Here is a 23,847-nt window from a genome sequence, read left to right on the forward strand (position 1 = left end):
GTCCCGCGATCCGTACGCCGCCGGCCAGGTCGGGGAGCCACTCCATCTCCAGTGAGTCCGCCGACTTCTGTTCCTGGGCCATTCCGTGCACCAGGACGATCTCTGCCACCCGTCCCCTCCCCCCCTTTTTTGTTGTGCTGCGGTTCCTCAGACCACCTGGTGCAGCCAGCGCACCGGCGCTCCCTCGCCCGCGTATCTGAACGGTTCGAGTTCGTCGTCCCACGGTTTGCCGAGCAGCTTGGACAGTTCGGCCTCGAGGTCCGTCTCCCCGCGCTGGCTGCGGAGCAGGGCCGCGCGGAGGCGGTCCTCGGGGATGAGGATGTCGCCGTGGATGCCGGTGACGGCGTGGAAGATGCCGAGGTCGGGGGTGCAGCTGTAGCGCTCGCCCTCGGCGGTGGGGCAGGGCTCGGCGGTGACCTCGAAGCGCAGGAGGTGCCAGCCGCGCAGGGCGGAGGCGAGCTTGGAGGCGGTGCCCGGCTGGCCCTGCCAGGAGAACTCGGAGCGCCAGGTGCCGGGGGCCGCGGGCTGCCGGATCCAGTCGAGGTTGACGCGCGTGCCTAGCACCCCGGCGACGGCCCACTCGACGTGCGGGCACAGCGCGCGCGGCGCGGAGTGCACGTACAGAACTCCACGTGTCGTCACCGGAACCTCCGGGCAGAGCGGGACATCTTGCTTCTGGTCTGGACGGCAGTGGCGTGGGGGCCACGTTGATGGCGAGGCTACCGTGCGGCGGCGCAAGGAGTGTGACGTACCGTCGGTCCCGGTGCCGCCAAACGCCTGCCATTCACCCGGCAGGACGCCTGTACGGGTGTGAAGCGTTCCATCTTGTGCGGGGCATCTTGTGCGGGCGGGAACCCTCGCGCGTTGTTATGGAGGGGAGCACGGCGCGACCCGAGCACGACGACCGAGGGGATCACCAGGGAATGCGGAAGCGAAGCCACCGGGCGCGTGCCGTTCTCGCCATGACGGCGGCGGCCGTCCTGGGCGTCGCAGGGTGCGATGTCGTCGGTGGCTCCTCGGGGCCGTCCGGCACGAAGGCGAAGCCGTCGCCGAGCCGGACCTCGCTGTGGGACAGCAGCCCGGCGTCCGTGGCGGCCGTGGGCGACTCGATCACGCGTGGTTTCGACGCGTGTGCGGTCCTGACGGACTGCCCGGAGGTGTCGTGGGCGACGGGCAGCAGCGCAAAGGTGGACAGTCTGGCCGTGCGGCTGCTGGGGAAGTCGAAGGCGGCCACGCACAGCTGGAACTACGCGGTGACCGGGGCGCGCATGGCGGACCTGCCGGGGCAGATGGCGCGGGCGGTGGCGCGAAAGCCGCAGTTGGTGGCGGTGATGGCGGGGGCGAACGACGCCTGCCGGGCGACGACCTCGGCGATGACGTCGGTCGCCGACTTCCGCGCGCAGTTCGAGGAGTCGATGAGCGCCCTGCGCGGTTCTCTGCCCAAGGCTCAGGTGTATGTGGCGAGTGTGCCGAACCTGAAGCGACTCTGGTCGCAGGGGCGTACGAACGCGTTGGGCAAGCAGGTGTGGAAGCTGGGCATCTGTCCGTCGATGCTGGGCGACGCGGACGCCCTGGACGCGTCGGCGACCCAGCGCCGGGACACGGTGGAGAAGCGGGTGCAGGACTACAACAAGGTGCTGCGGGAGGTGTGCGCGAAGGACCGGCGGTGCCGTTTCGACGGTGACGCGGTCCATGACTACCGCTTCGGCACCGACCAGCTGAGCCACTGGGACTGGTTCCATCCGAGTGTGAACGGGCAGGCCAGGTTGGCCGAGATCGCCTACCGCGCGGTCACGGCGAAGGGGGCATGACAGCTAGAGTTCCGAACATGAACGAACTCTTCGGCACACTTTCCGACGGCACCCCGGTGCATCGCTGGACGTTGGAGCGAGCGGGTGTTCGAGTACGCATCCTGTCGTACGGCGGGATCGTGCAGTCGGCGGAGGTTCCTGACCGGGACGGGCGGGTCGGGAACGTGGTGCTGGGGTTCGAGGAGCTCGACGGCTATCTCACGCACCCGGGGCCGTACCTGGGCGCGCTGGTCGGCCGGTACGCCAACCGGATCGGCGGCGCCCGTTTCGCTCTGGACGGGCGGACGTACGCGCTGGCCGCGAACAACGGGCCCAACTCGCTGCACGGCGGGGAGCACGGCTTCGACCAGCGGGTGTGGGACGCGGCGCCAGTGGAGCACGGGGTGCGGCTGAGCCGGGTCAGCCCCGACGGCGAGGAGGGCTTCCCGGGTCGGCTCGAGGTCTCCGTGACGTACACGCTGGACGCGTCCGGTGCGCTGCGGATCGCGTACGAGGCGGTCACGGACGCGCCGACCGTGGTGAACCTGACCAACCACAGCTACTTCCGTCTCGGCGGCCACGAGAGCGCTGTCATGCACGAGCTGCGCCTGGCCGCCTCCCGGTACACACCGGTCGACGCGGACCTGATCCCGACCGGCGAGGTGGCGGACGTGACAGGGACCCCGTACGACTTCCGCAGGCCGCGCAGGACCGGCTACGGATACGACAACAACTACGTGCTGGACAAGGGCCTCACGGAGACTCCGGTGGAGGTGGCCGAGCTGTACCACCCGGAGTCCGGGCGGGTGCTGGGCGTGGCGACGACCGAGCCGGGCCTCCAGCTGTACACCGGCGACCATCTGGGCGACCCGTTCGGGCCGTGCGCGGGCACCGCGCTGGAGACGCAGCACTACCCCGACTCGCCGAACAAGCCGGAGTTCCCGAGCACGGTTCTGCGACCGGGGGACGTGTACCGGTCGGAGACGGTGTACGCGTTCTCCGTCCGGTAGGACCACACAGTGAGGACCACACCGTACGAGCCCCGGCCCGGCGTCAGGTTCCGGACCGGGGCAGGTACGTGTGTCAGACGTTAACCGTCGCGACTCATCCTGCGGTCCGCGATCGAGCATCACAACTGAATTTCGTACGAACCCTTCACAAAAGCCCATGAAATGCTCTTGCTGTCGGCCGGTGCCCTACTGGCCCCAGACCACGGCCAGCGTCTTGCTCACCACGCACAGCGCGGCGAACGCGACCGCCCACTGCCACGCCCCGGCGGCGAACAGCGCGGCGACACCCGCCCCGAACCACAGCACTTCGAAGGCCGCCCGGCCCGCCCCCCGCGTCTTGAACCGCGCCCTCGGCGACCCGAACAGCGCCCACAGCACGATCAGTACGAGGGGTGCGCCGAGGCCCGCCAGCCAGGTCACCGGGGTCGGCGCGTCGAGGGTGAACCCCCAGTAGGCGGCGGCCGCGAAGGCGCCCAGTTCGATCAGGAAGAGAACGCCCAGGTTGGCTGCCTTCATGGCCTTCATGTGCGGAAGTATCACCCGGCGGCGGGCACCGCGGCCACCACTTCGACCTCGATCAGCGCCTCCGGCCGGAACAGCCGGGGCACCTCGAAGGTCATGCTGGTCGGCGGGGTCCCGGTGAGGAACTCCCGGCGGACGGCGCCGTATTCGTCGAGCCGTCCGATGTCCGTCAGATACGTCCGGATGTTGATGACGTCGGCGAGAGTCGCCCCATGGGCCTTCAACAGCGCGTCGAGCGTCTCGAAGACGCCCCTGCTCTGCTCGGCGAGCGTGGCGCCCTCGGCTATCTGTCCGGAGACGAACAACAGGGCGCTGCCGTCGGCGTGTTCGACCCTGGCGACCTGGGAGTAGTAGGGGCTGAGCGGCTGGGGCGCGGAGGCGGGGTTGTCCAGGGTGATCTGCATGCGGTCGACGTTAGGCCGGGACCCGGAATGCGACAAGCGAATGTCTAGCATGGCAGCCATGCCGAACTCGCATGACCCCACTGGGGAGTTGCCGGACCTCTCCACTGTCTGGCTCCGGGTGTTCCTGGAGGTCGCCCGGGAGGAGTCCTTCACGGTGGCCGCGCGCACCCTCGGGTGGACGCAGTCCGCGGTGTCCCGGCAGATCTCCTCACTGGAGACGGCCCTGGGCGGCACCCCGCTCTTCGACCGGCTCCCCCGGGGCGTCCGGCTGACCGAGGCCGGGCGGATCCTGGTGCCGTACGCGCGGGCCGTGGCCGGGGCGCTGCGCGGGGCCGTGGACGAACTGGCGGCCCTGCGCGCGGGGACCGGCGGGCGGCTGCGGTTCGGTGCCTTCGCGACCGCCGACGCGGCCCTCGTCCCGCAGGCCCTCGCCGCCTTCCGTGCCCGCCGGCCCGGCGTCCGGGTCACCCGTGAGGAGGGCTTCACCGTGCGCCTCCTCGACCGGCTGACCGCCGGACACCTCGACCTGGCGGTGGTCTCCACGACCGGCCGCACCCCCCTCGACCCCTACGACCTGCACCATCTCCTCGACGAGCCCCTGTACGTGGCCGTCCCCGCCGACCACCCCCTCGCGGCCCACCGGGGCCCCGTACGGCTCGGCCGGCTCGCCGACGCCGACTGGATCTCCGGCGGCCCCCGGCCCGAGGGCACCCTCCTCGACGCGGCCCTGCGCCAGGGGTTCCGGCCGCGCGTCGCCCACGTCGTGGCCGAGTGGACCGCCAAGCAGGGGTACGTCGCCGCCGGCCTCGGCGTGACCCTCGTCCCGGCGCTCGCCGCGGCGTCCGTGCGGCCGGACGTCGCACTGGTACCCGTACACGACGAGGGTGGCCCGGCACGGGCGGTGTACGTGGCGACGGTCCGGGGGCGGTCGCTGACGACGGCGGCCGAGGCGTTCGTCGGAGCGCTGCGGGAGGCGGCGGCGAGGATTCCCACGACCGTGACCCCCACCTGAGTTCCCACCGGAGTGATCACCACCTGAGTCACGCACCATGGCGTGGGCCACTTCCGTCACGCGATACTGCGCGGGTCCCCCCACCGCGACGGAAGGACTCAACCGCCGTGCATTCCATACGAGTTCGGATCGGCGTCCTCGGCCTTGCCCTGGTGGCCGGTCTCTCGGCCCCGACGACCGCGAGCGCCGCGGGCGCGGCACCCGCGCCGACCGTCGAGGAGCAGCGCCTGGACCGGGCGGTGCCCCAGGAGATCCTCCGGCGGTCCGGATTCGACGCCGTGGCACCGCGGTTCGCCCGCGCCCTGGGCACCGCGCGGTCGTACGCGCAGGCCCGCCAGGTCGTCGTACGGGAGGGGTCGGCGCTGTGGCGGCGGGCGGTGGACCGGGCGCAGGGGCGGGGTCCGGCGGGCGGCGACCTCAGCCGGGACGACGACCGGCCGCTGTACTGGGCGCGGTTGGGGATGACGCGTGAAGTGCGGGGATGGGAGCCGAAGTTCGGGCTGAGCGATGCCCAACGGGCCGTGCTGCTGGACGCGTTGGAGCAGAACTCACGTGGGCAGACGTCCATCCACCATCCGGCAGCCGGTGTCCGGCGCGTCCTGGTCACCGGTTTCGATCCGTTCACGCTGGACCGGGACGTGCGGATCTCCAACCCGTCCGGGGCCAGTGCGCTCGCCCTGGACGGGACGGTGATCGAGACGGCGCGGGGTCCGGCGCGGGTGGAGACCGCCGTGTTCCCGGTGCGGTGGGCGGACTTCACGGCGGGGACGGTGGAGCGGACGCTACGGCCGTACCTGCCGAAGGTGGACCTCTTCGCGACCGTGAGCCAGGGGCGGGTCGGGCGCTTCGACGTGGAGCGGACCAACGGGGCCTGGCGGGGCGGCTTCGGGGACAACGACAACATCGGGCGGACCGAGACGATCCCGGTGACCGACCCGGCCTCGCAGCCGCAGTGGACGACCACGACCCTGCCGTACGCACGGATCGTGGCCGCGAACACCGGACGCTTCCCCGTGTACGACAACACGAGCGTCACCGAGATCCCGGCGGGCGCGACGCAGTCCGTCGTACGGCCGGACGGGCCGACGCCCGGGTCGACCGCGCGGGCGGGCGGCGGCGGGGACTACCTCTCCAACGAGATCGCCTACCGGGCGACGCTGCTGCGGGACCGGCTGGGCCTGCACGACGTGCTGCCGGGCGGGCATGTGCACACGCCGGTGCTGCAGTTCGGGACGGGGAACACCACCGAGGTGACCGATCCCGAGTTCGTACGGAACCGGGTGGACATCATCGCGCAGGTGCGGGCGATCCTGGTGGCGGCGATCGGTGAGTAGCCGCTGCTTCGGCGCGGAACCAGGCCGTGAGGTCCCCGTAGAGCTCCCTCTCCGCCTCCGCGGTGCAGCCCTCGTCACTGCGGCCCACCTCGGCCCCTGAGGGCAGTTGCACGGTCAGCGCGTTGCGCTTGCGGCCGTGCAGAGTGTCCAGCGCGGCGGCACGGCGTTCGGCGCCGAGCGACTGGGCGTAGCGCCATACCGGGTGCTCGGGCACCTTCCAGAGGGTGTACCCGTGCCGCTTCATGCAGCGCTGGACGAGGGTCTGCTCCGCGTCGTACAGCAGTGACCGTTCGGTGGCGGAGGCGGGCGCCGGGACGCCGGGGGAGGCCTCCGTCCCGTCCCCGGCCGAGCAGCCGACGAGACCGGCGGCCAGGGCGGCGGCGAGGGCGAGCAGGAGCGAGGCCGCTTTGCGTAGGTTCACGGGTCCCCCTGTTTCCGCGGTGGTCCACGGCCCGCGTCAGCGGATGTCGACCGGGGGACGGCCGGGGCGGGGTCCTCGTATGACCGTCAGGGGGCCTGGCCGGGAAACTCGGCGCGTTGCGGCTCCTCGGCGTCGTCGCCGTCCTCCTCCGTCTCCTCCCCCAGCAGGTCCCGCGCCAGCAGCGTCGCGCCCGCCACCGCGCCCGGCATCAGGAAGACCGCGACGAAGGGGACGAGGAAGGCGAGGCCGAGCGGGGTGCCGAAGCCCCAGACGAGGGTCTTGCGGGAGCGGAGGAGGGTGAGGCGTTCGCGCAGTTCGACGCCTCGGCGCTGGAGGGCGACCGCGGTGAGTTCCTCGGTGAGGAAGAAGCCGGTGACGAAGAAGCCGAGCACCGGGACGACGGTCTGGCCGACGAACGGGAGGAAGCCGAGGGCGAAGAGCAGGACCGCCCACAGCAGCGCCCGCACCACGATCCGCAGGCTGTCGCGGGCGGAGATCCACAGCTCGCGCCAGAGCGGGAGGCCGGACTCGGGCGCCGTGCCGTCGGGGGACACGTCACGGTCGACCTTCTCGGAGAGGCTCTCGTAGAAGGGCTGGCCGACGAGGAGGGTGACCGCGGTGAAGGTCAGGACGGAGAGGAGGAGGGCGAGGGCGAACAGGACGACGGTGAGGAAGGCGCGGAAGAGGCCGAGCCAGGGGCTCGACCAGTCGTCGGCGAAGGGGGTCGCCCAGGCGACGAAATCCTCACCCCACAGGGCGAGGGCGACGAGCGCGGCCGCGTAGAGGACCAGCGTCATCAGCCCGGGGACGAGCCCGAAGCCGTACTGCTTGCCGTGCCGGGCCACCCATCGCTGGCCCTTCAGGAGATAACCGAAACCCGCCCCGAGATCACGCATGGCCGAACTCTATCGAGGGGCGGCCTGATCGCTCGCGGTCGGTCCGTGGGGGCGTTGAGTCGAAAGGGCCCGCTCACCGTACCGATCCACAGCAGCTGAGAATTCACCCAGGTCGGACGGGCAGTGTTCACCATGGCACACGCACACAGCGGCTGAAGTTGAGGAGAGCGGATGACGCAGGAGATCCAGGGCACCGTCGCCGACGGCTACGAGGCCGTGCGGGAGGAGTTCGCCGCTTTCGTGGCCAGTGAACGGCCCGATTACGAGGGACAGTTGAGCGCCTACGTGGGTGGACGCCGGGTCGTCGACCTGTGGGCCGGGGACGGCGTGGACGCCGGGTCCCTGTACGGCGTGTACTCGTCCACCAAGGGCGCCGCGCACCTCGTGGTCGCGCTCCTCGTCCAGGACGGCACGCTGGAACTCGACCGCAAGGTGACGTACTACTGGCCGGAGTTCGGCGCCGAGGGCAAGGGCGCCCTGACCCTGCGGGAACTGCTCGCCCACCGGGCGGGGCTCGTCGGCACCGACACCGGCTTCACGGCGGCGGAGCTGGCCGACGACCGGCTGCTCGCCGAACGCCTCGCCGACCAGCGCCCGTTCTGGCGCCCGGGCACGGCCTTCGGCTACCACGCGCTGGTCATCGGCGCGCTCACCGGCGAGGTCGTACGGCGGGCCACGGGCCGTACGCTCCAGGAGGTGTACGAGGAACGGGTCCGCGCTCCTTACGGGCTGGACTTCTTCCTGGGGCTGCCGGCCGTGCACGAGCCCCGCTTCCGGCCGGTGCAGCCGATGGAGCCGACCGCCAAGCAGCAGGCGCTCCTCGACTCGCTGCCCTCGGGGCCGCACACCCTCACGTCCATCGCCTTCAACCGGCACACCGACGATCCCACCGACCTGGTGGCCCTGCCCAACGACCGTACGGTCCGCGCGAAGGGGCCGGCGTCGGTCGGTGGGGTCGCTTCCGCGCGCGGGCTCGCCGGGATGTACGCGGCGGCGATCAGTGAGGTGGACGGGAAGGCACCGCTGCTGAAGGAGGACACGGCGGCGGAGTTCGGGCAGTTCCACTCCGTGGGGTACGACCTGGTGGCCCGCACGCACAAGTCGTACGGGCTCGGTTTCCAGGCGACCGCTGACACGTGGCACGCGTTCCTGGGCGCGGGTGCCTTCGGGCACAGCGGTGCGGGTGGCAGTCAGGCGTTCGCGGATCCGCGCAGTGGGCTGGCGTACGGCTACACACGGCGGCGGAACGCGTTCCCGGGTGGGGCGGCGCCGGAGAACGAGCGGTTGGTGGGGGCGGTGCACAGGGCTGCGCTGGCTGCGGGGTAGTCCTGGTCCGGGGACGGGTGAAGGCCGCACCCCACCTCCGGGGTGCGGCCTTCCGCCGGGTGCCTACAGCTTGACGATCATCTTGCCCGTGTTGTCGCCTCGCAGGACCCCGAGGAACGCCTCCAGGTTGTTCTCGATGCCCTCGACGACCGTCTCGCGGTACTTGAGTTCACCCGAGGCGACCCAGGGGCCGACCTCCTGGACGAACTGGGGCTGGAGGTCGTAGTGGTCGCCGACGAGGAAGCCCTCGATGCGGCCGCGGGTCTGGATGAGGCGGGCGAGGTTCTTCGGGCCGGGGGCGGGCTCGGTGTTGTTGTAGACCGAGATCATGCCGCAGACGGCGATGCGGCCCTTCTCGTTGAGGGAGCCGATGGCCGCCTCGAGGTGGTCGCCGCCGACGTTGTCGAAGTAGACGTCCACACCGTCGGGCGCGGCCTCGCGCAGCTGCTCGCTCACGGGGCCGCTCTTGTAGTTGAAGGCCGCGTCGAAGCCGTACTCCTCGACGAGGAGCTTGACCTTCTCGTCGGAGCCGGCGGAGCCGATCACCCGGGAGGCGCCCTTGAGCTTGGCGATCTGGCCGACCTGGCTGCCGACGGCGCCGGCCGCGCCGGAGACGAAGACGGAGTCGCCCTCCTTGAAGGCGGCGGTGCGCAGCAGGCCGGCGTAGGCGGTGAGGCCGGTCATGCCGAGCACGCCGAGGTACGTCGACAGCGGCGCGGCCTCGGGGTCGACCTTGACGGCGTTCTTCGCGTTCAGCGCCGCGTACTCGCGCCAGCCGAGGAAGTGCAGCACATGGTCGCCGACGGCGAAGCCCTCGGCGTTGGAGGCGACGACCTCACCGACGGCGCCGCCCTGCATGGCCTTGCCGAGCTCGAAGGGGGCGACGTAGGACTTGGCGGCGCTCATGCGGCCCCGCATGTAGGGGTCGACGGAGAGGTACTTGTTCCGCACCAGCACCTGACCCTCGCCCGGCGTGGGGACCTCCGCCTCGACCAGGGCGAAGTCCTCGGGCTTCGGCCAGCCGACCGGGCGGCTGAGCAGGTGCCATTCGCGGTTGATCATGACTACGGCCTTTCACTTGCTTGAGTCATTTACTTCAGTACCTGAAACAACCATGCTCCTGAATATTTCAGGTTGTCAAGTAACCGGGTACCCTGGATCGCATGGCCACACCACAGCAGACCCGCCGACCCGACGCCCTGACGCTGGAAGTCGTCGAGCTGATCGGGGAGGTCGTGGCCCGCTACTACGAGGACTACGAGGAAGCCGCCGCCGGTCACGCGCTCACCGGCGCGCAGGCCCGGCTGCTCAGCCTGCTCACCCTGGAGCCGCTGCCGATGCGCAAGCTGGCGGTGAAGCTGAAGTGCGAGCCGTCGAACGTGACGGGGATCGTGGACCGGCTGGAGTCACGCGGTCTGGTCGAGCGGCGCCCGGACCCGGCCGACCGCCGGGTGAAGGTCGCGGCGGCGACGGACGAGGGGCGCCGGGTGGCCCGGGGACTGCGCGAGTCGCTGCGCTTCGCCCGGGAGCCGCTGGCCGGGCTGTCGAAGGAGGAGCGACTGGTGCTGCGCGGACTGCTGGCACGGATGCTGCACACGGACACCGCCGAGTAAGGGGTCCTCGCACTGCGCCCGCCCGGGTCGCGCGGCCTCGCTCCGCCGGCTCACTCGGGCACGAACTCGTACTGCACCTCGTAGAGGTGCCCCGCCTTCACCATCACCGTCGCCTCGACGGGCCGTTCGCCCTCGCTGTGGACGATGCGGAGCGTGCGCAGGACCGGGGTGCCGCTGGTCAGCCGGAGCGCCCGGCACTGCTCCTGGGTGGGGACACGGGCGGAGACCCGGTCCACGCTCCGGCGGGGCGGGTGGCCGAGTTGCGCGAGGAGTGCGGGTGCTCCGCCCCTGATCCGGCGGCGGTCCATCAGCGCCGTGTCCCGGGCGATCTCCCAGGGGTAGTAGCAGGTGACCAGTTCGGCGGGTTCGTCGTCGACCAGCAGGAGCTGGCAGCGCCGTAACACCGTGCCGTCCTCCGGGAGGCCCAAGGCCGCGCGGACGTCGGCGGGCGGGCGGCACTCGGCGACGTCGAGGATCACGCTGCGGGCCTGGGTGCCGCACCCGGCCGCCTCGGTGAGCCAGCGGTAGGTCTGCCCGGGGCCGCCCGTGGTCATGGAGGCGGCGGGCCGCACCGTGCGCCGGCGGTGCTCGCGGACCGTGACCGCCGCGCCCGCCCGGCCGATCACCAGGCCCTCCTCCTTCAGCAGGTACAGGGCCTTCTGCACGGTGGCGTTGGAGGCGTCGAAACGGGTCTTCAGCCGTGCGGTGGACGGCAGGTTGGCGCCCGGCGGCAGTTCTCCGCCCATGATCTCGTCCCGCAGGTCGGCCGCGATCCGCTCGTGCAGCGAACGGCGGTCGGGGGCGTCCGGTTCGGCCTTGGGCACGACGTCATCCGATCCTGATCTCGTAGCGCAGTCGCTGCCGGAAGGCGGGCATCACCATACGGTCGACCTGGATCGGCCGGCCGTCGCGGTCGAGCGTCTGCCTCGTCAGCCGGAGTACGGGCTCGCCGGGCGCGGTACGCAGGGTCGTACGCTCCTCCTCGTCGGGCATCCCGGCGGTCACGTCCTCCCGGACCAGGGCGCCGACGTGCCCCAGTTCGGCGAGGAGGGTGACGGCGCCGCCGGGGATCTTGGCGGGGCGGGCGAGGGCGGTGTCGCGGGCGATGCCGATCGGGTAGTAGGTGTCGGTCAGTTCGTTCGGCTCCTCGTCGAGGAGGATCAGCCGTCGCCGTACGACGACGGGCTCGCCCTCGGCGATGTCGAACAGCTCGGCGACCGCGGCCGGCGCGGGTACCTCGCCGGCGTGCGCGATCCGCTGGCCGCCCCGTCGCCCTCGGGCCGCCGCCTCGGCGCCCCAGGCGTCACCGTGTCCCGACCGGCGGGGCGTCAGGTACGGCAACGACGTGCTGACCCAGCTGCTCGCGCTCAAGACGTCCTCCCGTCGGGGCTCTCCGGCCTTTGGTGCCCTACACGTTAGGCGACGCGTCCGAACCGCTCCCATTCCCCGCACCTTTGGCCCGACCTTGCCGCTTTTCGTGAACAGAAGTAACGTGACGGCCCGCTGGACGCCCCAGGAACCACGGAGGACGCCCGCCATGCCCGCGCCACGGCAACGCCGCTTCCCCCGCTCACGCACCTCCGTGCGCGAAGCCCGGGACTTCGCCCTCCAGGTCCTCGGGGACTGGGGCTGCACGGACCGGCTGGACGACATACGCCTCTGCGTGTCGGAACTCGCCACCAACGCCCTGCTGCACGGCGCGCCCCCCGGCCGGGAGTACTGCGTGAACCTTTCTCTCGACGGCACGGTGATCCGCCTGGAGGTCCGCGACACCGGCGACCGCCGACTGACCGTCCAACACCCGCGCCCCGACCCGCACCCTGACGAATGCTCAGGCCGCGGCCTGCTGCTGGCGCGCGAGCTGGCCGACGACTTCGGCGTGACCGAACACGTGGTCGGCAAGACGGTCTGGGCGACGTTCAAGACGGGTCCCACGCCCCGGCAGTTGGCCGAAAACGAATGGTGAGACCCAATGCGCGGGCGACGCCTGTGCACTTAGGGCCTGATCCGAACGACAGGCCCTAAGTGCACCACCACAAGAAGCGGTTGCACGTCTCCGAAGGTGACGGGGCCGGCTCCGGCTTCGATGTGGTCGGGGCGGAGGTGGGGGCGGTCGTCGGGGTGGGGTTCGCGGGCGGGGCCGTCGTCGGGCTGGTGGGCCGCGGGGCCTTCGTGGCCGACTGGGCGTCCTTGTCCTTGTCGTCCTCGGGCTTGCCCGACTCGCTCTCCGACGGGGACGCGGAGGGCGACGCGGACGCCGAGGCGTCCGGGGAGGCCGACGCCGAACTCCCGCCGCTGTCCTTACCGTTGGGGGCCTCCGCCGGGCGAGCCGTCTCCTCCGCCTCCTCCGAGGTGCCGCCCTCCGCCGAGGCGTCCCCGGCGCTCGCCTCCTTGGGGTGCGAGCCCGGCGCGTCCTTGCCCAGCTCCGCGAGGCTCAGACCGCCCGCCGCCAGCACGAAGCCGGCCGCGACCAGCAGAACACGTCGACGGCGCCGCCGGTGCGCGGCCGCCTTGCGGTCCCGGCGGCTCGCGCCCGCACCGGCGGGCCCGGTCGCCTCCTCGACGGCCTCCCGCCCGCGCCCCCGCCGACGGCCCTGGTCCCCACGCCGGGCCGCCCGCCCACGCGGCGCACCCTCGTCCTCGCCGCCCCGGTCGTCCGCGCCGGCCTCGGCCTCGGCCTCGTGGCCGTGGGTGCTCTCGTCGCCCTGGGCGTCGTAGGCGTCCGCCTGCTGCGCGTCCGTCTGCTGCGCGTACGCGCGTAGAGATTCCGCTGGGGCGCCGCAGCCCGGGCAGGCGAGGGCGCCGTTGAGGTGCCGTCGGCACGGGTGGCAGTAGTCCATGACGCGGGAAGACTAAGTTCCGGCCAGGTGACGTTCCTAGGGTCCTCTGTGAAAGTTGTGTGGGAAACTCGCCGTTCCGGCGCACCCCTGAAGGAAACCGCCCACCATTCCGCTCCAACTTGCGGCTTCCCCCGGGAATCGCAACATCACCACCCGTTCTCCCCGAGATCACCTCGAAACCGACCATCGAAACTGTCGAAACCGTTATGTGTGCGACCCATTGACACTCGAGGCGCCCCGTCCTTACTGTCTGCCCAGCATTTCGAACGTGTGACGAAATCTCGAACACGACGAGACGCACCCATACCAGCCGACGTACGCTTACCGACGAAGCAGCAAGGGGCAACTGCCGTGCGCATCACCGGAATCAGCACACACGTGGTCGGGACGCCGTGGCGCAACCTGACCTACGTCCAGGTGCACACCGACGAGGGCATCACCGGAGTCGGCGAGACCCGGATGCTGGGCCACACCGACGCGCTGCTCGGCTACCTGCGGGAGGCCGAGGCCAATCACATTCTCGGCTCGGACCCGTTCGCTGTCGAGGACCTCGTCAAGAGGATGAAGTACGGCGACTACGGCCGCGCGGGCGAGATCGTGATGTCCGGCATCGCGGTCATCGAGATGGCCTGCTGGGACATCAAGGGCAAGGCCCTCGGCGTGCCGGTCTGGCAGCTGCTGGGCGGCAAGGTGACCGACAAGGTCAAGGCCTACGCCAACGGCTGGTACACCACCGAGCGCACCCCCGAGGCCTACCACAAGGCCGCCCGCGGGGTCATGGAGCGCGGCTACAAGGCGCTCAAGATCGACCCGTTCGGCACCGGTCACTTCGAGCTCGACCACGAGCAGAGCCTGTACGCCGTCTCCCTCATCGAGGCCGTCCGGGACGCCATCGGCCCGGACGCCGAGCTGATGCTGGAGATGCACGGCCGCTTCTCCCCCGCCACCGCGGTGCGCCTGGCCAAGGAGCTCGCGCCCTTCAAGCCTGCCTGGCTGGAGGAGCCGGTCCCGCCGGAGAACCTGAAGGCGCTGGAGAAGGTCGCCGCCAAGGTCGACATGCCGGTCGCCACCGGTGAGCGCATCCACGACCGGATCGAGTTCCGGGAGCTCTTCGAGAGCCAGGCCGTGGACATCATCCAGCCCGACGTCGGCCACATCGGCGGCATCTGGGAGACCCGCAAGCTCGCCGCCACCGCCGAGACCCACTACATGCTGGTGGCCCCGCACAACGTGGGCGGGCCGGTCCTGACCGCCGCCTCCCTCCAGGTCGGCTTCACCGCGCCGAACTTCAAGATCCTCGAGCACTTCAACGACTTCGCGGACGCCGACATCAAGAAGGTCGTCAAGGGCGCGCCGCAGGTCGTGGACGGCTACTTCCACCTCTCCGACGCGCCGGGTCTCGGTGTGGAGCTGGACGTCGACGCGGCCGCCGAGTTCCCGCAGCAGCAGGCCCGCTTCGACCTGTGGGCCGAGGGCTGGGAGCAGCGCAAGCCGAAGGGCTCCAAGTGAGCACCGAGGTCGTCGTCGAGGCGCCGGGCGAGCACCGGCTCACCTCGCACGAGCCCCGGCAGCCGGAGGCCGGTGAGGCCCTCGTCCGGGTGCACGCCGTGGGCATCTGCGGCAGCGACCGCGAGGTCTACCAGGGCAACCGGCCCGAGGGTTACGTCCGCTATCCGCTGACCCCGGGCCACGAGTGGTCCGGGACGGTGGAGGCGGTCGGCTCCGGCGTCCCGGACTCCCTGGTCGGCCGCAAGGTCGTCGGCGAGGGCTTCCGCAACTGCCAGGTCTGCGACCGCTGCCACGCGGGCGAGACGACCCTGTGCACGGCCGGCTACGAGGAGACGGGCTTCACGCAGCCGGGGGCGATGGCGACCACGCTCACCCTCCCCGCGCGGCTGCTGCACGCCCTGCCGGACGACGCCGACCTGTCCGCCGCCGCCCTGCTCGAGCCGGCCGCCTGCATCGCGGCCGCCGCGATCAAGGCGAACGCCCGGCCCGGTGAGCGGGTCGCGGTGGTCGGCACCGGGACGCTCGGCATGTTCGCCGTGCAGTTCCTCAAGGCGGGCTCCCCGGCCGAGCTGCTCGTCGTCGGTACCAAGGGCGACCGGGAGGCGCTGTCGCGGCAGTACGGGGCGACCGACTTCCGGCTGCGCGACGAGGAGCTCCCCGACGACTTCGACGTGGTGATCGAGACCGCCGGGTCCGCGTCCGCCGCGCGGACCTCCGCCGCGCTGCTCAGGCGCGGCGGCCGACTGGTCCTGACCGGTATCCCGGCGCCGGGCGCGGAGGGGCTCGACCCCACCGACCTGGTCGTACGGCAGCTGGAGGTGCACACCGTCTTCGGGGCTGCGCCGGACGCCTGGGCGCACACCGTGCGGGTCTTCGGGGCCGGGCTGCTCGATCCGACGCCGCTGATCACGCACGAACTGCCGCTCGCCGAGTTCTCGCAGGCCATCGAGCTGGTGGGGTCCGGCGATCCGAAGGTGGGCAAGGTCCTGCTCCGCCCATAGACGTACGCCGGTACGGGGGCAACCTGACGGTCCCCGTACCGGCGTACACCCAGATACGTACGCCTTGAGTCGCGAACCTCGCCCGAAATCTCGAACACGAAGGACACTCAGTGACCGACGCCTCCGCCACGGCGCCCCGTCGACCCGGTGAGCAGGCGCTCGCCGCGCTCGGCTTGGGCGCGCCCGAACTCTCCCCCGCCGACGCCTCGCCCCACACCTTCCCGGGTGGCGGCCGCTGGCGCACCGAGATCCCCTCGTGCGAGGGTCCCGAAGCCCTGGCCGTCGTCCTCAAGGAGGCCTCGCGCCTCGACGTGCCGATCCACCGGATCAGCCAGGGCAGCGGTATCTGGATGCTGACCGACGCCGAGATCACCGAGATGGTCGAGGCCACCGGCGAGCGCGACATCGAGCTGTGCCTCTTCACCGGCCCGCGCGGCACCTGGGACATCGGCGGCTCCACCCGTACCGACTCGCGTGGCGGGGGCCTCAGAGCCCGCGGCCACGACGCCGTGGCCGGCTGTGTCGAAGACGCCGTGCGGGCCACGGAGTTGGGCGTCAAGTGCCTGCTCGTGGCCGACGAGGGCGTGCTGTGGACGCTGCACCGGGCGCGCGTGGCCGGCATCATCCCGGCCGACACCACGCTGAAGGTGTCCGCGCTCATCGGTCCGGTCAACCCGACGGCGTACGCGGTGTACGAGCGTCTGGGCGGCGACTCGATCAACGTGCCCAGCGACCTGACGCTCGATCATCTCACGGAGATCCGGCGGGTGTCGGGCGCTCCCATGGACATGTACATTGAAGCGCCCGACGACTTGGGCGGCTACATCCGGATGTACGAGGTCGCGGAGCTGATCCGCCGCGGCGCGCCGCTGTACCTGAAGTTCGGCCTGTCCAAGGCGCCCGGGATCTACCCGTACGGGCACCACATGCGGGAGCTGACGCTGTCCACGGCCAAGGAGCGGGTGCGGCGCGGCCGGCTCGCCCTGGACCTGCTGGAGCGCCATGGCGCGGCCGGTGACATGGCTCCGCTTGGGTCCCGGCTGCCCGGCGAACTGAACAGGTTCGACATCGGGTCATAACGTTCCGGAAACCTCGCTTCACAGAAGCCGACACAGGCACGCAGAATCCCACACATCTGTTCGGTGTTCCCGGCACCCGACCGCGCCGGGAGTGTTCCTCGCATCGCGAGACCGACCCCTGCACAAAACATCAAGGATGATGACCATGCGTAACCGCAGAGCCGCTCTCGCCGCCGTCGCCGGAGCCGCCTCCCTCGCCCTCACCCTGTCCGCCTGTGGCCAGAGCGGGGAGGGCGGCAGCAAGGAGGACAAGGGGGACGCCAAGGGCGGCACCATCGGCATCTCGATGCCGACCAAGTCCTCCGAGCGCTGGATCTCCGACGGCAAGAACGTCGTCAAGGACCTCGAGGCCAAGGGCTACAAGACCAAGCTGGTCTACGGCGAGGACGACCCCGACCAGCAGGTCTCGCAGATCGAGAACCTGATCACCCAGGGTGTCAAGGCCCTCGTGATCGCGGCCATCGACAACAAGTCGCTGAACAACGTCCTCCAGCAGGCCGCCGACGCCAAGATCCCGGTCATCTCCTACGACCGCCTGATCCTCGGCACGAAGAACGTCGACTACTACGCGTCCTTCGACAACGAGAAGGTCGGCAAGCTCCAGGGCCAGTACATCGTCGACAAGCTGGGCCTGGCGAGCGGCAAGGGCCCGTTCAACATCGAACTGTTCGCCGGCTCCAACGACGACAACAACACCAAGTACTTCTTCAACGGTGCGATGAGCGTGCTCCAGCCGTACATCGACAAGAAGAAGCTGGTGGTCAAGTCCGGCCAGACCAAGCTCACCCAGGTCACCACCCTGCGCTGGGACGGCGCCACCGCCCAGAAGCGCATGGAGGACAACCTCACCTCGTCCTACACCAAGGGCAGGGTCGACGCGGTGCTCTCGCCGTACGACGGCATCTCCATCGGCATCATCGCCGCGCTGAAGTCGGACGGCTACGGCACCAAGGCCAAGCCGCTGCCGGTCATCACCGGCCAGGACGCCGAGCTCGCCTCGGTGAAGTCGATCATCGCGGGCCAGCAGTCGATGACCGTCTACAAGGACCTCCGCAAGCTCGCCCAGGTCGCCACGAACATGGTCGACGCCTCCCTGAACGGCAAGAAGCCCGAGATCAACGACACCAAGTCGTACGACAACGGCACCAAGGTCGTCCCCGCCTACCTGCTGCAGCCGGTGGGCGTCGACAAGAGCAACTACGAGAAGGAGCTCGTGCAGGGCGGTTACTACACGGCGGACCAGCTCAAGTAAGCGCCGAACCGCCCGTCAACACACTCTGATTGGAAGGCACGACCATGGCGGGACCCGTCCTGGAAATGCGCTCGATCGTCAAGACCTTTCCCGGCGTCAAAGCGCTGTCGGACGTCTCCCTGACCGTCCGTCAGGGCGAGGTCCACGCCATCTGCGGTGAGAACGGCGCCGGAAAGTCCACCTTGATGAAGGTGCTCTCCGGCGTCCATCCGCACGGCACGTACGAGGGCGACATCCTCTTCGAGGGAGAGGTCTGTTCGTTCAAGGACATCCGGGCCAGCGAGCAGCACGGCATTGTGATCATCCACCAGGAGCTGGCGCTGTCGCCGTACCTCTCCCTGGCGGAGAACATCTTCCTCGGCAACGAGCACGCCAAGGGCGGGTTCATCGACTGGCGGGAGACCCTGCGGCACGCCACCGAGCTGCTGCGCCGGGTCGGTCTGCACGACCACCCGGAGACCCGCGTCGCCGACATCGGCGTGGGCAAGCAGCAGCTCGTGGAGATCGCGAAGGCGCTCTCCAAGAAGGTGAAGCTGCTCATCCTCGACGAGCCCACCGCGGCGCTCAACGACGAGGACAGCGACAAACTGCTCGATCTCATCCTGGAGTTGAAGAAGCAGGGCATCACCTCGATCATCATCTCCCACAAGCTCAACGAGATCCGCAAGGTCGCCGACTCGGTGACGATCATCCGCGACGGCCAGACCATCGAGACGCTCGATGTGAAGGCGCCGGAGACGACCGAGGACCGGATCATCAGCGGCATGGTCGGCCGCGACCTGGACCACCGCTTCCCCGAGCGCACCCCGCACGAGCCCGAGAAGGGCGCGGCCCCCGCGCTGGAGATCCGCAACTGGACCGTGCACCACCCGATCGACCAGACGCGCAAGGTCGTCGACGACGTGTCGATCCAGGTGCGGCGCGGGGAGATCGTCGGCATCGCGGGTCTGATGGGCGCGGGCCGCACCGAGCTGGCGATGAGCGTCTTCGGGCGCTCCTACGGCCGGCACGCGGGCGGCACGGTCCTCAAGGACGGCACCGAGATCCGTACGAAGTCCGTCGCCGAGGCGATCGGACACGGCATCGCGTACGTCACCGAGGACCGCAAGCACTACGGTCTCAACCTCATCGACGACATCAACCGCAACATCTCGCTGACCGCCCTGAACAAGGTCGCCAAGCGGGGCGTGGTCGACGAGCACGAGGAGCGGAAGGTCGCCGAGGGCTTCCGCAAGTCCATGAACATCAAGGCCCCGACCGTCTTCGAGACGGTGGGCAGGCTGTCCGGCGGCAACCAGCAGAAGGTCGTCCTCAGCAAGTGGATCTTCGCGGGCCCGGACGTGCTGATCCTGGACGAGCCCACGCGCGGCATCGACGTCGGCGCCAAGTACGAGATCTACACGGTCATCGACCAGTTGGCCGCCCAGGGCAAGGCGGTCGTCTTCATCTCCTCCGAGCTGCCCGAACTGCTCGGCATGTGCGACCGCATCTACACGATGGCCGCCGGGCGGCTCACGGGCGAGTTCCCGCGGGCCGAGGCCACGCAGGAAGTGCTGATGCGTCAGATGACGAAGGACAAAGAGGTAACCCGATGAGCACGGACGTGACCAAGACCCCGGCGGCGGCTCCGCCCGGGAAGAGCGGGGGCTCGGCCACCGGCAGCGGACTGTTGCAGCTGATGCTGGACGGCCTGCGCCGCAACATGCGGCAGTACGGCATGCTGATCGCGCTCGGCCTGCTCGTGGTCCTGTTCCAGGTGTGGACCGGCGGCGACCTGCTGCTGCCGCGCAACGTCTCCAACCTGGTCCTGCAGAACAGCTACATCCTGATCCTCGCGATCGGCATGATGCTGGTGATCATCGCGGGTCACATCGACCTGTCCGTCGGATCGGTGACGGCGTTCACCGGCGCCTTCGCGGCCGTACTGACGGTGCAGCACGGCATGGCGTGGCCGCTCGCGCTGGTGCTGTGCCTGGCCATCGGCGCGGTGGCCGGCGCGGTGCAGGGGTACCTGATCGCCTACCTCGGCATACCCTCGTTCATCGTCACCCTCGCGGGCATGCTGATCTTCCGTGGTCTGACGGAGATGTTCCTGAAGGGCCAGACCCTGGGCCCGTTCCCGGACGGCCTGCAGAAGATGGGCAACGGCTTCCTGCCGGAGGTCGGTCCGAACACGAACTACCACAACCTCACGCTGCTGCTGGGCTTCGCCCTGCTGGCCTTCGTGGTCCTCCAGGAGGTCCGCGACCGCAAGCGTCAGCAGGAGTTCGCGCTCGACGTGGTGCCCACGAACCTCTTCCTGCTCAAGCTCGTCGCCATCGCCGCCGCGATCCTCACCGTCACGATGCTGCTCGCCAGCTACAAGGGCGCGCCGATCATCCTGATCGTCCTCGGCCTGCTGGTGGTCGGCTACGGCTACCTCATGCGCAACGCCGTCTTCGGCCGTCACATCTACGCGATCGGCGGCAACCTGCCGGCCGCGAAGCTGTCCGGCGTCAAGGACAAGAAGGTCACCTTCCTCGTCTTCCTGAACATGGGCGCGCTCGCGGCCCTGGCGGGTCTGGTGGTCGCCGCCCGTCTGAACGCGGCCTCGCCGAAGGCGGGCCTCAACTTCGAGCTCGAGGCCATCGCCTCGTCGTTCATCGGTGGCGCGTCCATGAGCGGCGGTGTCGGTACCGTCCTCGGCGCGATCATCGGTGGTCTCGTCCTCGGTGTGCTGAACAACGGCATGAACCTCCTCAGCGTCGGCACCGACTGGCAGCAGGTCATCAAGGGCCTCGCCCTGCTGGCCGCGGTCGGCTTCGACGTGTGGAACAAGCGCAAGTCCGGTTCGTGAGCCGGTGAACGGGCCCCGCCTTCCGGCGGGGCCCGTTTCTTTGTCGGCGTTTTCCGATGTCGGCGTCGTCTTTGTCCGGGGAAGGCAGGAAATGGTGAAGACGCTCTTCGGCACACTGGCCGACGGCACCGAGGTCTCCAGCTGGTCGCTGGAGAACGGCGGGACCCGGCTGAAGGTCCTCGACTACGGCGGGATCGTCCAGTCCCTGGAGATCCCCGACCGGCACGGCCGGTACGCCAACGTCTCCCTCGGCTTCGACACCATCGAGGACTACGTCGCCGGCAGCCCGTACTTCGGAGCGCTGATCGGCCGGTTCGGCAACCGCCTGGCCAAGGGCCGCTTCACCCTGGACGGCGAGAGCCACCAGCTGCCCGTCAACGACGGCGACAACAGCCTGCACGGCGGTACGGAGGGCTTCGACCGGCGCGTCTGGGACGTCGAGCCGTTCACCGAGGGCCAGGACATCGGCCTGCGCCTGCACCTCACCAGCGCCGACGGCGAGATGGGCTACCCGGGCACCCTGACGGTGAAGGTGACGTACACCCTCACCGGCGACGGCGACTGGCGCGTCGACTACGAGGCCACCACCGACCGACCCACCGTCGTCAACCTCACCAGTCACGTCTACTGGAACCTCGCCGGCGAGGGCAGCGGCTCGGTCCACGACCACGAGCTCCGGATCGCCGCCTCCCGCTACCTGCCCGTGGACGCGGGACTCATCCCCACCGGCGCGCCGGCGGACGTGTCGGGCACCCCCTTCGACTTCCGGGAGGCCAAGGCGGTCGGCCGGGACCTGCGTGTCGCCCACGAACAGCTGCTGCACTGCAAGGGCGTCGACCACAACTACGTCCTCGACAAGGGCCTCACGGACCACCCCGAGCACGTCGCCACGCTCCGGGACCCCGCCTCCGGCCGCACCCTGAGGATCGCGACCACCGAACCGGGCCTGCAGTTCTACTCGGGCAACTTCCTCGACGGCACCCTGGTCGGCAGCGGCGGCCGCGTCTACCGCCAGGGCGACGCCCTGTGCCTGGAGACCCAGCACTTCCCGGACTCCCCCAACCAGCCGTCGTTCCCCTCGACCGTGCTGCGACCGGGACAGACGTACCGCACGACGACGGTGCACTCCTTCGGCAGCTGAAAACGCGTTGAACGGCTCCGCACCCGCCTCCGTATCCATGGATGGCCCGCGCTCCCCCGCGCGGGCCATCCATAGACGACGGGCCCGGCCGTCCCCACCGGACCCGCCCCATACGGAGGTTCCATGGCCGACAACGTCACCTCGCTGTTCCGCAGCACCGCGGCGCACAGCCCCTCCATGGCGGCGTTGACGCGAGAGGGCGGCGAGGGAACCGGCCCGGTGGACTTCTGCATCCCCTGCAATCCGTACTTCCCCACTCCGGCGATGTTCGAGGAGATGGCGGGACGCCTCCGCGACATCGTCACGTACTACCCGAGCAGCGCCGACACGATCACGGCCGAGCTGTGCAACCTCCTCCAGCTTCCGCCGCAGTGCGTGGCGATGGGCAACGGCTCGACGGAGCTGATCACCTGGATCGACCACCTCCTGGTCCGGGAGTCCCTCGCCATCCCCGTCCCCACGTTCGGCCGTTGGACCGACCAGCCGATGGAGACCGGCAAGCGGGTCGACATGTTCCCGCTCCAGGAGTCCAGCGGGTTCGCCCTCGACCTCGCGCAGTACGCCGAGTTCATCCGGGCCCGCGGCACCCGTGTCGCCGTCATCTGCAACCCGAACAACCCCGACGGCGGCTTCCTGCACAAGCACGCCGTCGTGCAGTTCATGGACGCGATGGCCGACCTCGACCTGATCGTGATCGACGAGTCGTTCCTGGAGTTCGCCGACGCCGAGGCCGAACCCAGCGTCGTGCACGAGGCGATGCTGCGCCCGAACGTCGTCGTCCTGCGCAGCCTCGGCAAGAACTTCGGCCTGCACGGCATCCGCTTCGGCTACCTGGTCGCCAACCCGGCCCTGGCCGGCCGGATCCGCTCCATGCTGCCCAAGTGGAACCTCAACTCCTTCGCCGAGCACGTCGTCTTCATGCTCAAGGAGCACGGCTCCGAGTACGCGCAGAGCCTCCAGCAGGTGCGCCGGGACCGTCTCGACATGGCGAGCCAGCTCTCCGCGCTGCCCGGCCTGACGGTCTACCCGTCGCAGGGCAACTTCCTCTTCGTGCGCCTCCCCGTGGGCGCCGAGGGCACCGTGGTCCGGGACCGGCTGCTCACCGAGCACCGGATCCTGGTCCGTGAGTGCGGCAACAAGATCGGCTCGTCAAGCCGCTTCCTGCGGCTCGTGGTGCGCCCCCAGGTGGACGTGCGTCGCCTGGTGTCCGGCCTGGAACAGGTGCTCTACGGGACCAGGAGGGGAGCCGCCGTACCCGAGCTGGGTACAGGGACCCAGTACAGCTCGGGTACGGCGGCAGTGGACCGCCTGGTCAGCGCGACGAACGGCGCCGGTCTCCAGGGCCTCGCCGCTCAGGCCGTCGGCGCCCAGGGGCTGGCACCCGCTGCGGCCCCCCAGATGCCGATGCCCGCGGCCGCCCAGGCTCCCGCCCCGTCCAACGGCACCGGAATGCCGATGCCGGCCGCGGCCCAGACCTTCCCCCAGCCCGTCGCCACCCCGGCCCCTGCGCCGGCGCCCGCGGCCGCGCCCCCCGCTCCGGTGGCCTTCCCGACGCCGGTCCCGCCCGCGTCCCCGATCCCGCCGGCGTCCCCGATCCCACCGGCGTCTCCGTTCCCGCCCGCGGCCCCGTTCCCGCCCGCGGCCCCCGCCCCGGCGGCGGCACCGGTTCCGGCCGCCGCCGCGATGACCCCGCCGCCGATGGGCCCCACCCCGCCCGGCGTCCCCGCCCGCGGTGGCCTCACCGCCGCCCAGGTACGCGGCACGACGGGCATGCCGAACGGCCTGACCACGGCCCCCGCGACCGGCTGGCCCAACGCCCAGAGCTGGCCGAACGCGGCGGGGATGGGCCAGGCGGGCTGAG

Annotated in this window: 24 protein-coding genes; 15 read left to right on the forward strand and 9 right to left on the reverse strand. The window is 70.5% G+C overall.

Features of this window, described 5'->3' with window-relative positions; translation table 11 throughout:
* Positions 1-147: 147 nt before the first annotated feature.
* Positions 148-642, reverse strand: a complete 495-nt coding sequence (locus ACGFNV_RS28210) for a DUF3145 domain-containing protein (RefSeq protein WP_133926626.1) — start codon at positions 640-642, stop codon at positions 148-150.
* A 281-nt stretch (positions 643-923) separates the two neighbouring features.
* Here ACGFNV_RS28210 and ACGFNV_RS28215 point away from each other — a divergent pair, with 281 nt between their 5' ends.
* Together ACGFNV_RS28215 and ACGFNV_RS28220 are read left to right on the forward strand one after the other, a co-directional pair.
* On the forward strand, positions 924-1,811 hold the full coding sequence (locus ACGFNV_RS28215; RefSeq protein ID WP_393626011.1) for an SGNH/GDSL hydrolase family protein: 888 nt from the start codon (positions 924-926) through the stop codon (positions 1,809-1,811).
* Between the two features lie 17 nt (positions 1,812-1,828).
* Entirely contained in the window at positions 1,829-2,800 is a 972-nt protein-coding gene (locus ACGFNV_RS28220; RefSeq protein WP_393626013.1) for an aldose epimerase family protein, read from the forward strand.
* A 186-nt stretch (positions 2,801-2,986) separates the two neighbouring features.
* Here the strand turns inward: ACGFNV_RS28220 and ACGFNV_RS28225 are convergent, their stop codons facing one another.
* Both ACGFNV_RS28225 and ACGFNV_RS28230 read right to left on the reverse strand, forming a co-directional pair.
* Positions 2,987-3,325 (reverse strand): YrdB family protein, encoded by a 339-nt coding sequence (locus ACGFNV_RS28225; protein WP_393626015.1) that lies wholly within the window; start codon positions 3,323-3,325, stop codon positions 2,987-2,989.
* 11 nt (positions 3,326-3,336) lie between these two features.
* A complete protein-coding gene (locus ACGFNV_RS28230; RefSeq protein ID WP_393626017.1) occupies positions 3,337-3,726 on the reverse strand; it encodes a RidA family protein in 390 nt (129 codons plus the stop codon).
* Between the two features lie 49 nt (positions 3,727-3,775).
* On the opposite strand from ACGFNV_RS28230, the gene ACGFNV_RS28235 reads away from it, so the two are divergent.
* Both ACGFNV_RS28235 and ACGFNV_RS28240 read left to right on the forward strand, forming a co-directional pair.
* Entirely contained in the window at positions 3,776-4,738 is a 963-nt protein-coding gene (locus ACGFNV_RS28235; RefSeq protein ID WP_393626019.1) for a LysR family transcriptional regulator, read from the forward strand.
* A 107-nt stretch (positions 4,739-4,845) separates the two neighbouring features.
* Positions 4,846-6,072 (forward strand): pyroglutamyl peptidase, encoded by a 1,227-nt coding sequence (locus tag ACGFNV_RS28240; RefSeq protein ID WP_393626020.1) that lies wholly within the window; start codon positions 4,846-4,848, stop codon positions 6,070-6,072.
* Here ACGFNV_RS28240 and ACGFNV_RS28245 read toward each other — a convergent pair.
* Together ACGFNV_RS28245 and ACGFNV_RS28250 are read right to left on the reverse strand one after the other, a co-directional pair.
* Entirely contained in the window at positions 6,026-6,493 is a 468-nt protein-coding gene (locus ACGFNV_RS28245; RefSeq protein ID WP_393626022.1) for a hypothetical protein, read from the reverse strand. The genes ACGFNV_RS28240 and ACGFNV_RS28245 overlap by 47 nt on opposite strands.
* A gap of 86 nt (positions 6,494-6,579) precedes the next feature.
* Positions 6,580-7,389 carry an EI24 domain-containing protein gene (locus ACGFNV_RS28250; RefSeq protein ID WP_393626024.1) on the reverse strand — a complete coding sequence of 270 codons (810 nt, stop codon included), beginning with the start codon at positions 7,387-7,389 and terminating at the stop codon, positions 6,580-6,582.
* A gap of 171 nt (positions 7,390-7,560) precedes the next feature.
* Between ACGFNV_RS28250 and ACGFNV_RS28255 the strand changes: the two genes are divergently transcribed.
* A complete protein-coding gene (locus ACGFNV_RS28255; protein ID WP_393626025.1) occupies positions 7,561-8,715 on the forward strand; it encodes a serine hydrolase domain-containing protein in 1,155 nt (384 codons plus the stop codon).
* 63 nt (positions 8,716-8,778) lie between these two features.
* On the opposite strand, the gene ACGFNV_RS28260 is transcribed toward ACGFNV_RS28255, so the two are convergent.
* Entirely contained in the window at positions 8,779-9,777 is a 999-nt protein-coding gene (locus tag ACGFNV_RS28260) for an NADP-dependent oxidoreductase (protein ID WP_393626027.1), read from the reverse strand.
* 101 nt (positions 9,778-9,878) lie between these two features.
* On the opposite strand from ACGFNV_RS28260, the gene ACGFNV_RS28265 reads away from it, so the two are divergent.
* On the forward strand, positions 9,879-10,328 hold the full coding sequence (locus ACGFNV_RS28265) for a MarR family winged helix-turn-helix transcriptional regulator (RefSeq protein WP_393626029.1): 450 nt from the start codon (positions 9,879-9,881) through the stop codon (positions 10,326-10,328).
* 50 nt (positions 10,329-10,378) lie between these two features.
* Here ACGFNV_RS28265 and ACGFNV_RS28270 read toward each other — a convergent pair whose 3' ends face one another.
* Both ACGFNV_RS28270 and ACGFNV_RS28275 read right to left on the reverse strand, forming a co-directional pair.
* Positions 10,379-11,152, reverse strand: coding sequence for a GntR family transcriptional regulator (locus tag ACGFNV_RS28270; protein WP_393626031.1), 774 nt, complete (start codon positions 11,150-11,152; stop codon positions 10,379-10,381).
* Positions 11,153-11,156: 4 nt separating this feature from the next.
* Positions 11,157-11,699, reverse strand: coding sequence for a GntR family transcriptional regulator (locus tag ACGFNV_RS28275; protein ID WP_393626033.1), 543 nt, complete (start codon positions 11,697-11,699; stop codon positions 11,157-11,159).
* Positions 11,700-11,865: 166 nt separating this feature from the next.
* Between ACGFNV_RS28275 and ACGFNV_RS28280 the strand changes: the two genes are divergently transcribed.
* Positions 11,866-12,294: an ATP-binding protein gene (locus ACGFNV_RS28280; protein ID WP_393626034.1), complete on the forward strand. Its 429-nt coding sequence runs from the start codon at positions 11,866-11,868 to the stop codon at positions 12,292-12,294.
* A gap of 55 nt (positions 12,295-12,349) precedes the next feature.
* On the opposite strand, the gene ACGFNV_RS28285 is transcribed toward ACGFNV_RS28280, so the two are convergent.
* Complete coding sequence (locus ACGFNV_RS28285) at positions 12,350-13,168, reverse strand: hypothetical protein (protein ID WP_393626036.1); 819 nt, start codon at positions 13,166-13,168, stop codon at positions 12,350-12,352.
* 351 nt (positions 13,169-13,519) lie between these two features.
* On the opposite strand from ACGFNV_RS28285, the gene ACGFNV_RS28290 reads away from it, so the two are divergent.
* The 8 genes from ACGFNV_RS28290 (at position 13,520) to ACGFNV_RS28325 (ending at position 23,846) form a co-directional block, all read left to right on the forward strand.
* The gene (locus tag ACGFNV_RS28290) at positions 13,520-14,677 is read left to right on the forward strand and encodes a mandelate racemase/muconate lactonizing enzyme family protein (protein WP_393626038.1); all 1,158 of its coding nucleotides are present in this window, start codon (positions 13,520-13,522) and stop codon (positions 14,675-14,677) included.
* The gene (locus ACGFNV_RS28295; protein WP_393626040.1) at positions 14,674-15,678 is read left to right on the forward strand and encodes a zinc-binding dehydrogenase; all 1,005 of its coding nucleotides are present in this window, start codon (positions 14,674-14,676) and stop codon (positions 15,676-15,678) included. Before ACGFNV_RS28290 ends, ACGFNV_RS28295 begins: the two co-directional genes overlap by 4 nt.
* A gap of 110 nt (positions 15,679-15,788) precedes the next feature.
* A complete protein-coding gene (locus tag ACGFNV_RS28300; RefSeq protein ID WP_393626041.1) occupies positions 15,789-16,757 on the forward strand; it encodes a hypothetical protein in 969 nt (322 codons plus the stop codon).
* Between the two features lie 145 nt (positions 16,758-16,902).
* The gene (gene chvE, locus ACGFNV_RS28305) at positions 16,903-18,009 is read left to right on the forward strand and encodes a multiple monosaccharide ABC transporter substrate-binding protein (RefSeq protein WP_393626042.1); all 1,107 of its coding nucleotides are present in this window, start codon (positions 16,903-16,905) and stop codon (positions 18,007-18,009) included.
* A gap of 44 nt (positions 18,010-18,053) precedes the next feature.
* Positions 18,054-19,604: a multiple monosaccharide ABC transporter ATP-binding protein gene (gene mmsA, locus ACGFNV_RS28310; protein WP_393626043.1), complete on the forward strand. Its 1,551-nt coding sequence runs from the start codon at positions 18,054-18,056 to the stop codon at positions 19,602-19,604.
* Positions 19,601-20,845, forward strand: coding sequence for a multiple monosaccharide ABC transporter permease (gene mmsB / locus ACGFNV_RS28315; RefSeq protein WP_393626044.1), 1,245 nt, complete (start codon positions 19,601-19,603; stop codon positions 20,843-20,845). Before mmsA ends, mmsB begins: the two co-directional genes overlap by 4 nt.
* A 91-nt stretch (positions 20,846-20,936) precedes the next feature.
* On the forward strand, positions 20,937-21,986 hold the full coding sequence (locus ACGFNV_RS28320; RefSeq protein ID WP_393626046.1) for an aldose epimerase family protein: 1,050 nt from the start codon (positions 20,937-20,939) through the stop codon (positions 21,984-21,986).
* A 123-nt stretch (positions 21,987-22,109) separates the two neighbouring features.
* Positions 22,110-23,846: a pyridoxal phosphate-dependent aminotransferase gene (locus ACGFNV_RS28325; RefSeq protein WP_393626047.1), complete on the forward strand. Its 1,737-nt coding sequence runs from the start codon at positions 22,110-22,112 to the stop codon at positions 23,844-23,846.
* Position 23,847: the final 1 nt, after the last annotated feature.

This window comes from Streptomyces sp. NPDC048751, from assembly GCF_043198595.1.
Classification (GTDB): Bacteria; Actinomycetota; Actinomycetes; order Streptomycetales; family Streptomycetaceae; genus Streptomyces.

What these genes read in the sequence shown, in the direction of transcription:
- ACGFNV_RS28215 (WP_393626011.1), top strand. Translation starts at nt 924, where the DNA reads ATGCGGAAGCGAAGCCACCGGGCGCGTGCCGTTCTCGCCATGACGGCG.
- ACGFNV_RS28220 (WP_393626013.1), top strand. Translation starts at nt 1,829, where the DNA reads ATGAACGAACTCTTCGGCACACTTTCCGACGGCACCCCGGTGCATCGC.
- ACGFNV_RS28225 (WP_393626015.1), bottom strand. Translation starts at nt 3,325, where the DNA reads ATGAAGGCCATGAAGGCAGCCAACCTGGGCGTTCTCTTCCTGATCGAA.
- ACGFNV_RS28230 (WP_393626017.1), bottom strand. Translation starts at nt 3,726, where the DNA reads ATGCAGATCACCCTGGACAACCCCGCCTCCGCGCCCCAGCCGCTCAGC.
- ACGFNV_RS28235 (WP_393626019.1), top strand. Translation starts at nt 3,776, where the DNA reads ATGGCAGCCATGCCGAACTCGCATGACCCCACTGGGGAGTTGCCGGAC.
- ACGFNV_RS28250 (WP_393626024.1), bottom strand. Translation starts at nt 7,389, where the DNA reads ATGCGTGATCTCGGGGCGGGTTTCGGTTATCTCCTGAAGGGCCAGCGA.
- ACGFNV_RS28255 (WP_393626025.1), top strand. Translation starts at nt 7,561, where the DNA reads ATGACGCAGGAGATCCAGGGCACCGTCGCCGACGGCTACGAGGCCGTG.
- ACGFNV_RS28260 (WP_393626027.1), bottom strand. Translation starts at nt 9,777, where the DNA reads ATGATCAACCGCGAATGGCACCTGCTCAGCCGCCCGGTCGGCTGGCCG.
- ACGFNV_RS28265 (WP_393626029.1), top strand. Translation starts at nt 9,879, where the DNA reads ATGGCCACACCACAGCAGACCCGCCGACCCGACGCCCTGACGCTGGAA.
- ACGFNV_RS28280 (WP_393626034.1), top strand. Translation starts at nt 11,866, where the DNA reads ATGCCCGCGCCACGGCAACGCCGCTTCCCCCGCTCACGCACCTCCGTG.
- ACGFNV_RS28285 (WP_393626036.1), bottom strand. Translation starts at nt 13,168, where the DNA reads ATGGACTACTGCCACCCGTGCCGACGGCACCTCAACGGCGCCCTCGCC.
- chvE (WP_393626042.1), top strand. Translation starts at nt 16,903, where the DNA reads ATGCGTAACCGCAGAGCCGCTCTCGCCGCCGTCGCCGGAGCCGCCTCC.
- mmsA (WP_393626043.1), top strand. Translation starts at nt 18,054, where the DNA reads ATGGCGGGACCCGTCCTGGAAATGCGCTCGATCGTCAAGACCTTTCCC.
- mmsB (WP_393626044.1), top strand. Translation starts at nt 19,601, where the DNA reads ATGAGCACGGACGTGACCAAGACCCCGGCGGCGGCTCCGCCCGGGAAG.
- ACGFNV_RS28320 (WP_393626046.1), top strand. Translation starts at nt 20,937, where the DNA reads ATGGTGAAGACGCTCTTCGGCACACTGGCCGACGGCACCGAGGTCTCC.
- ACGFNV_RS28325 (WP_393626047.1), top strand. Translation starts at nt 22,110, where the DNA reads ATGGCCGACAACGTCACCTCGCTGTTCCGCAGCACCGCGGCGCACAGC.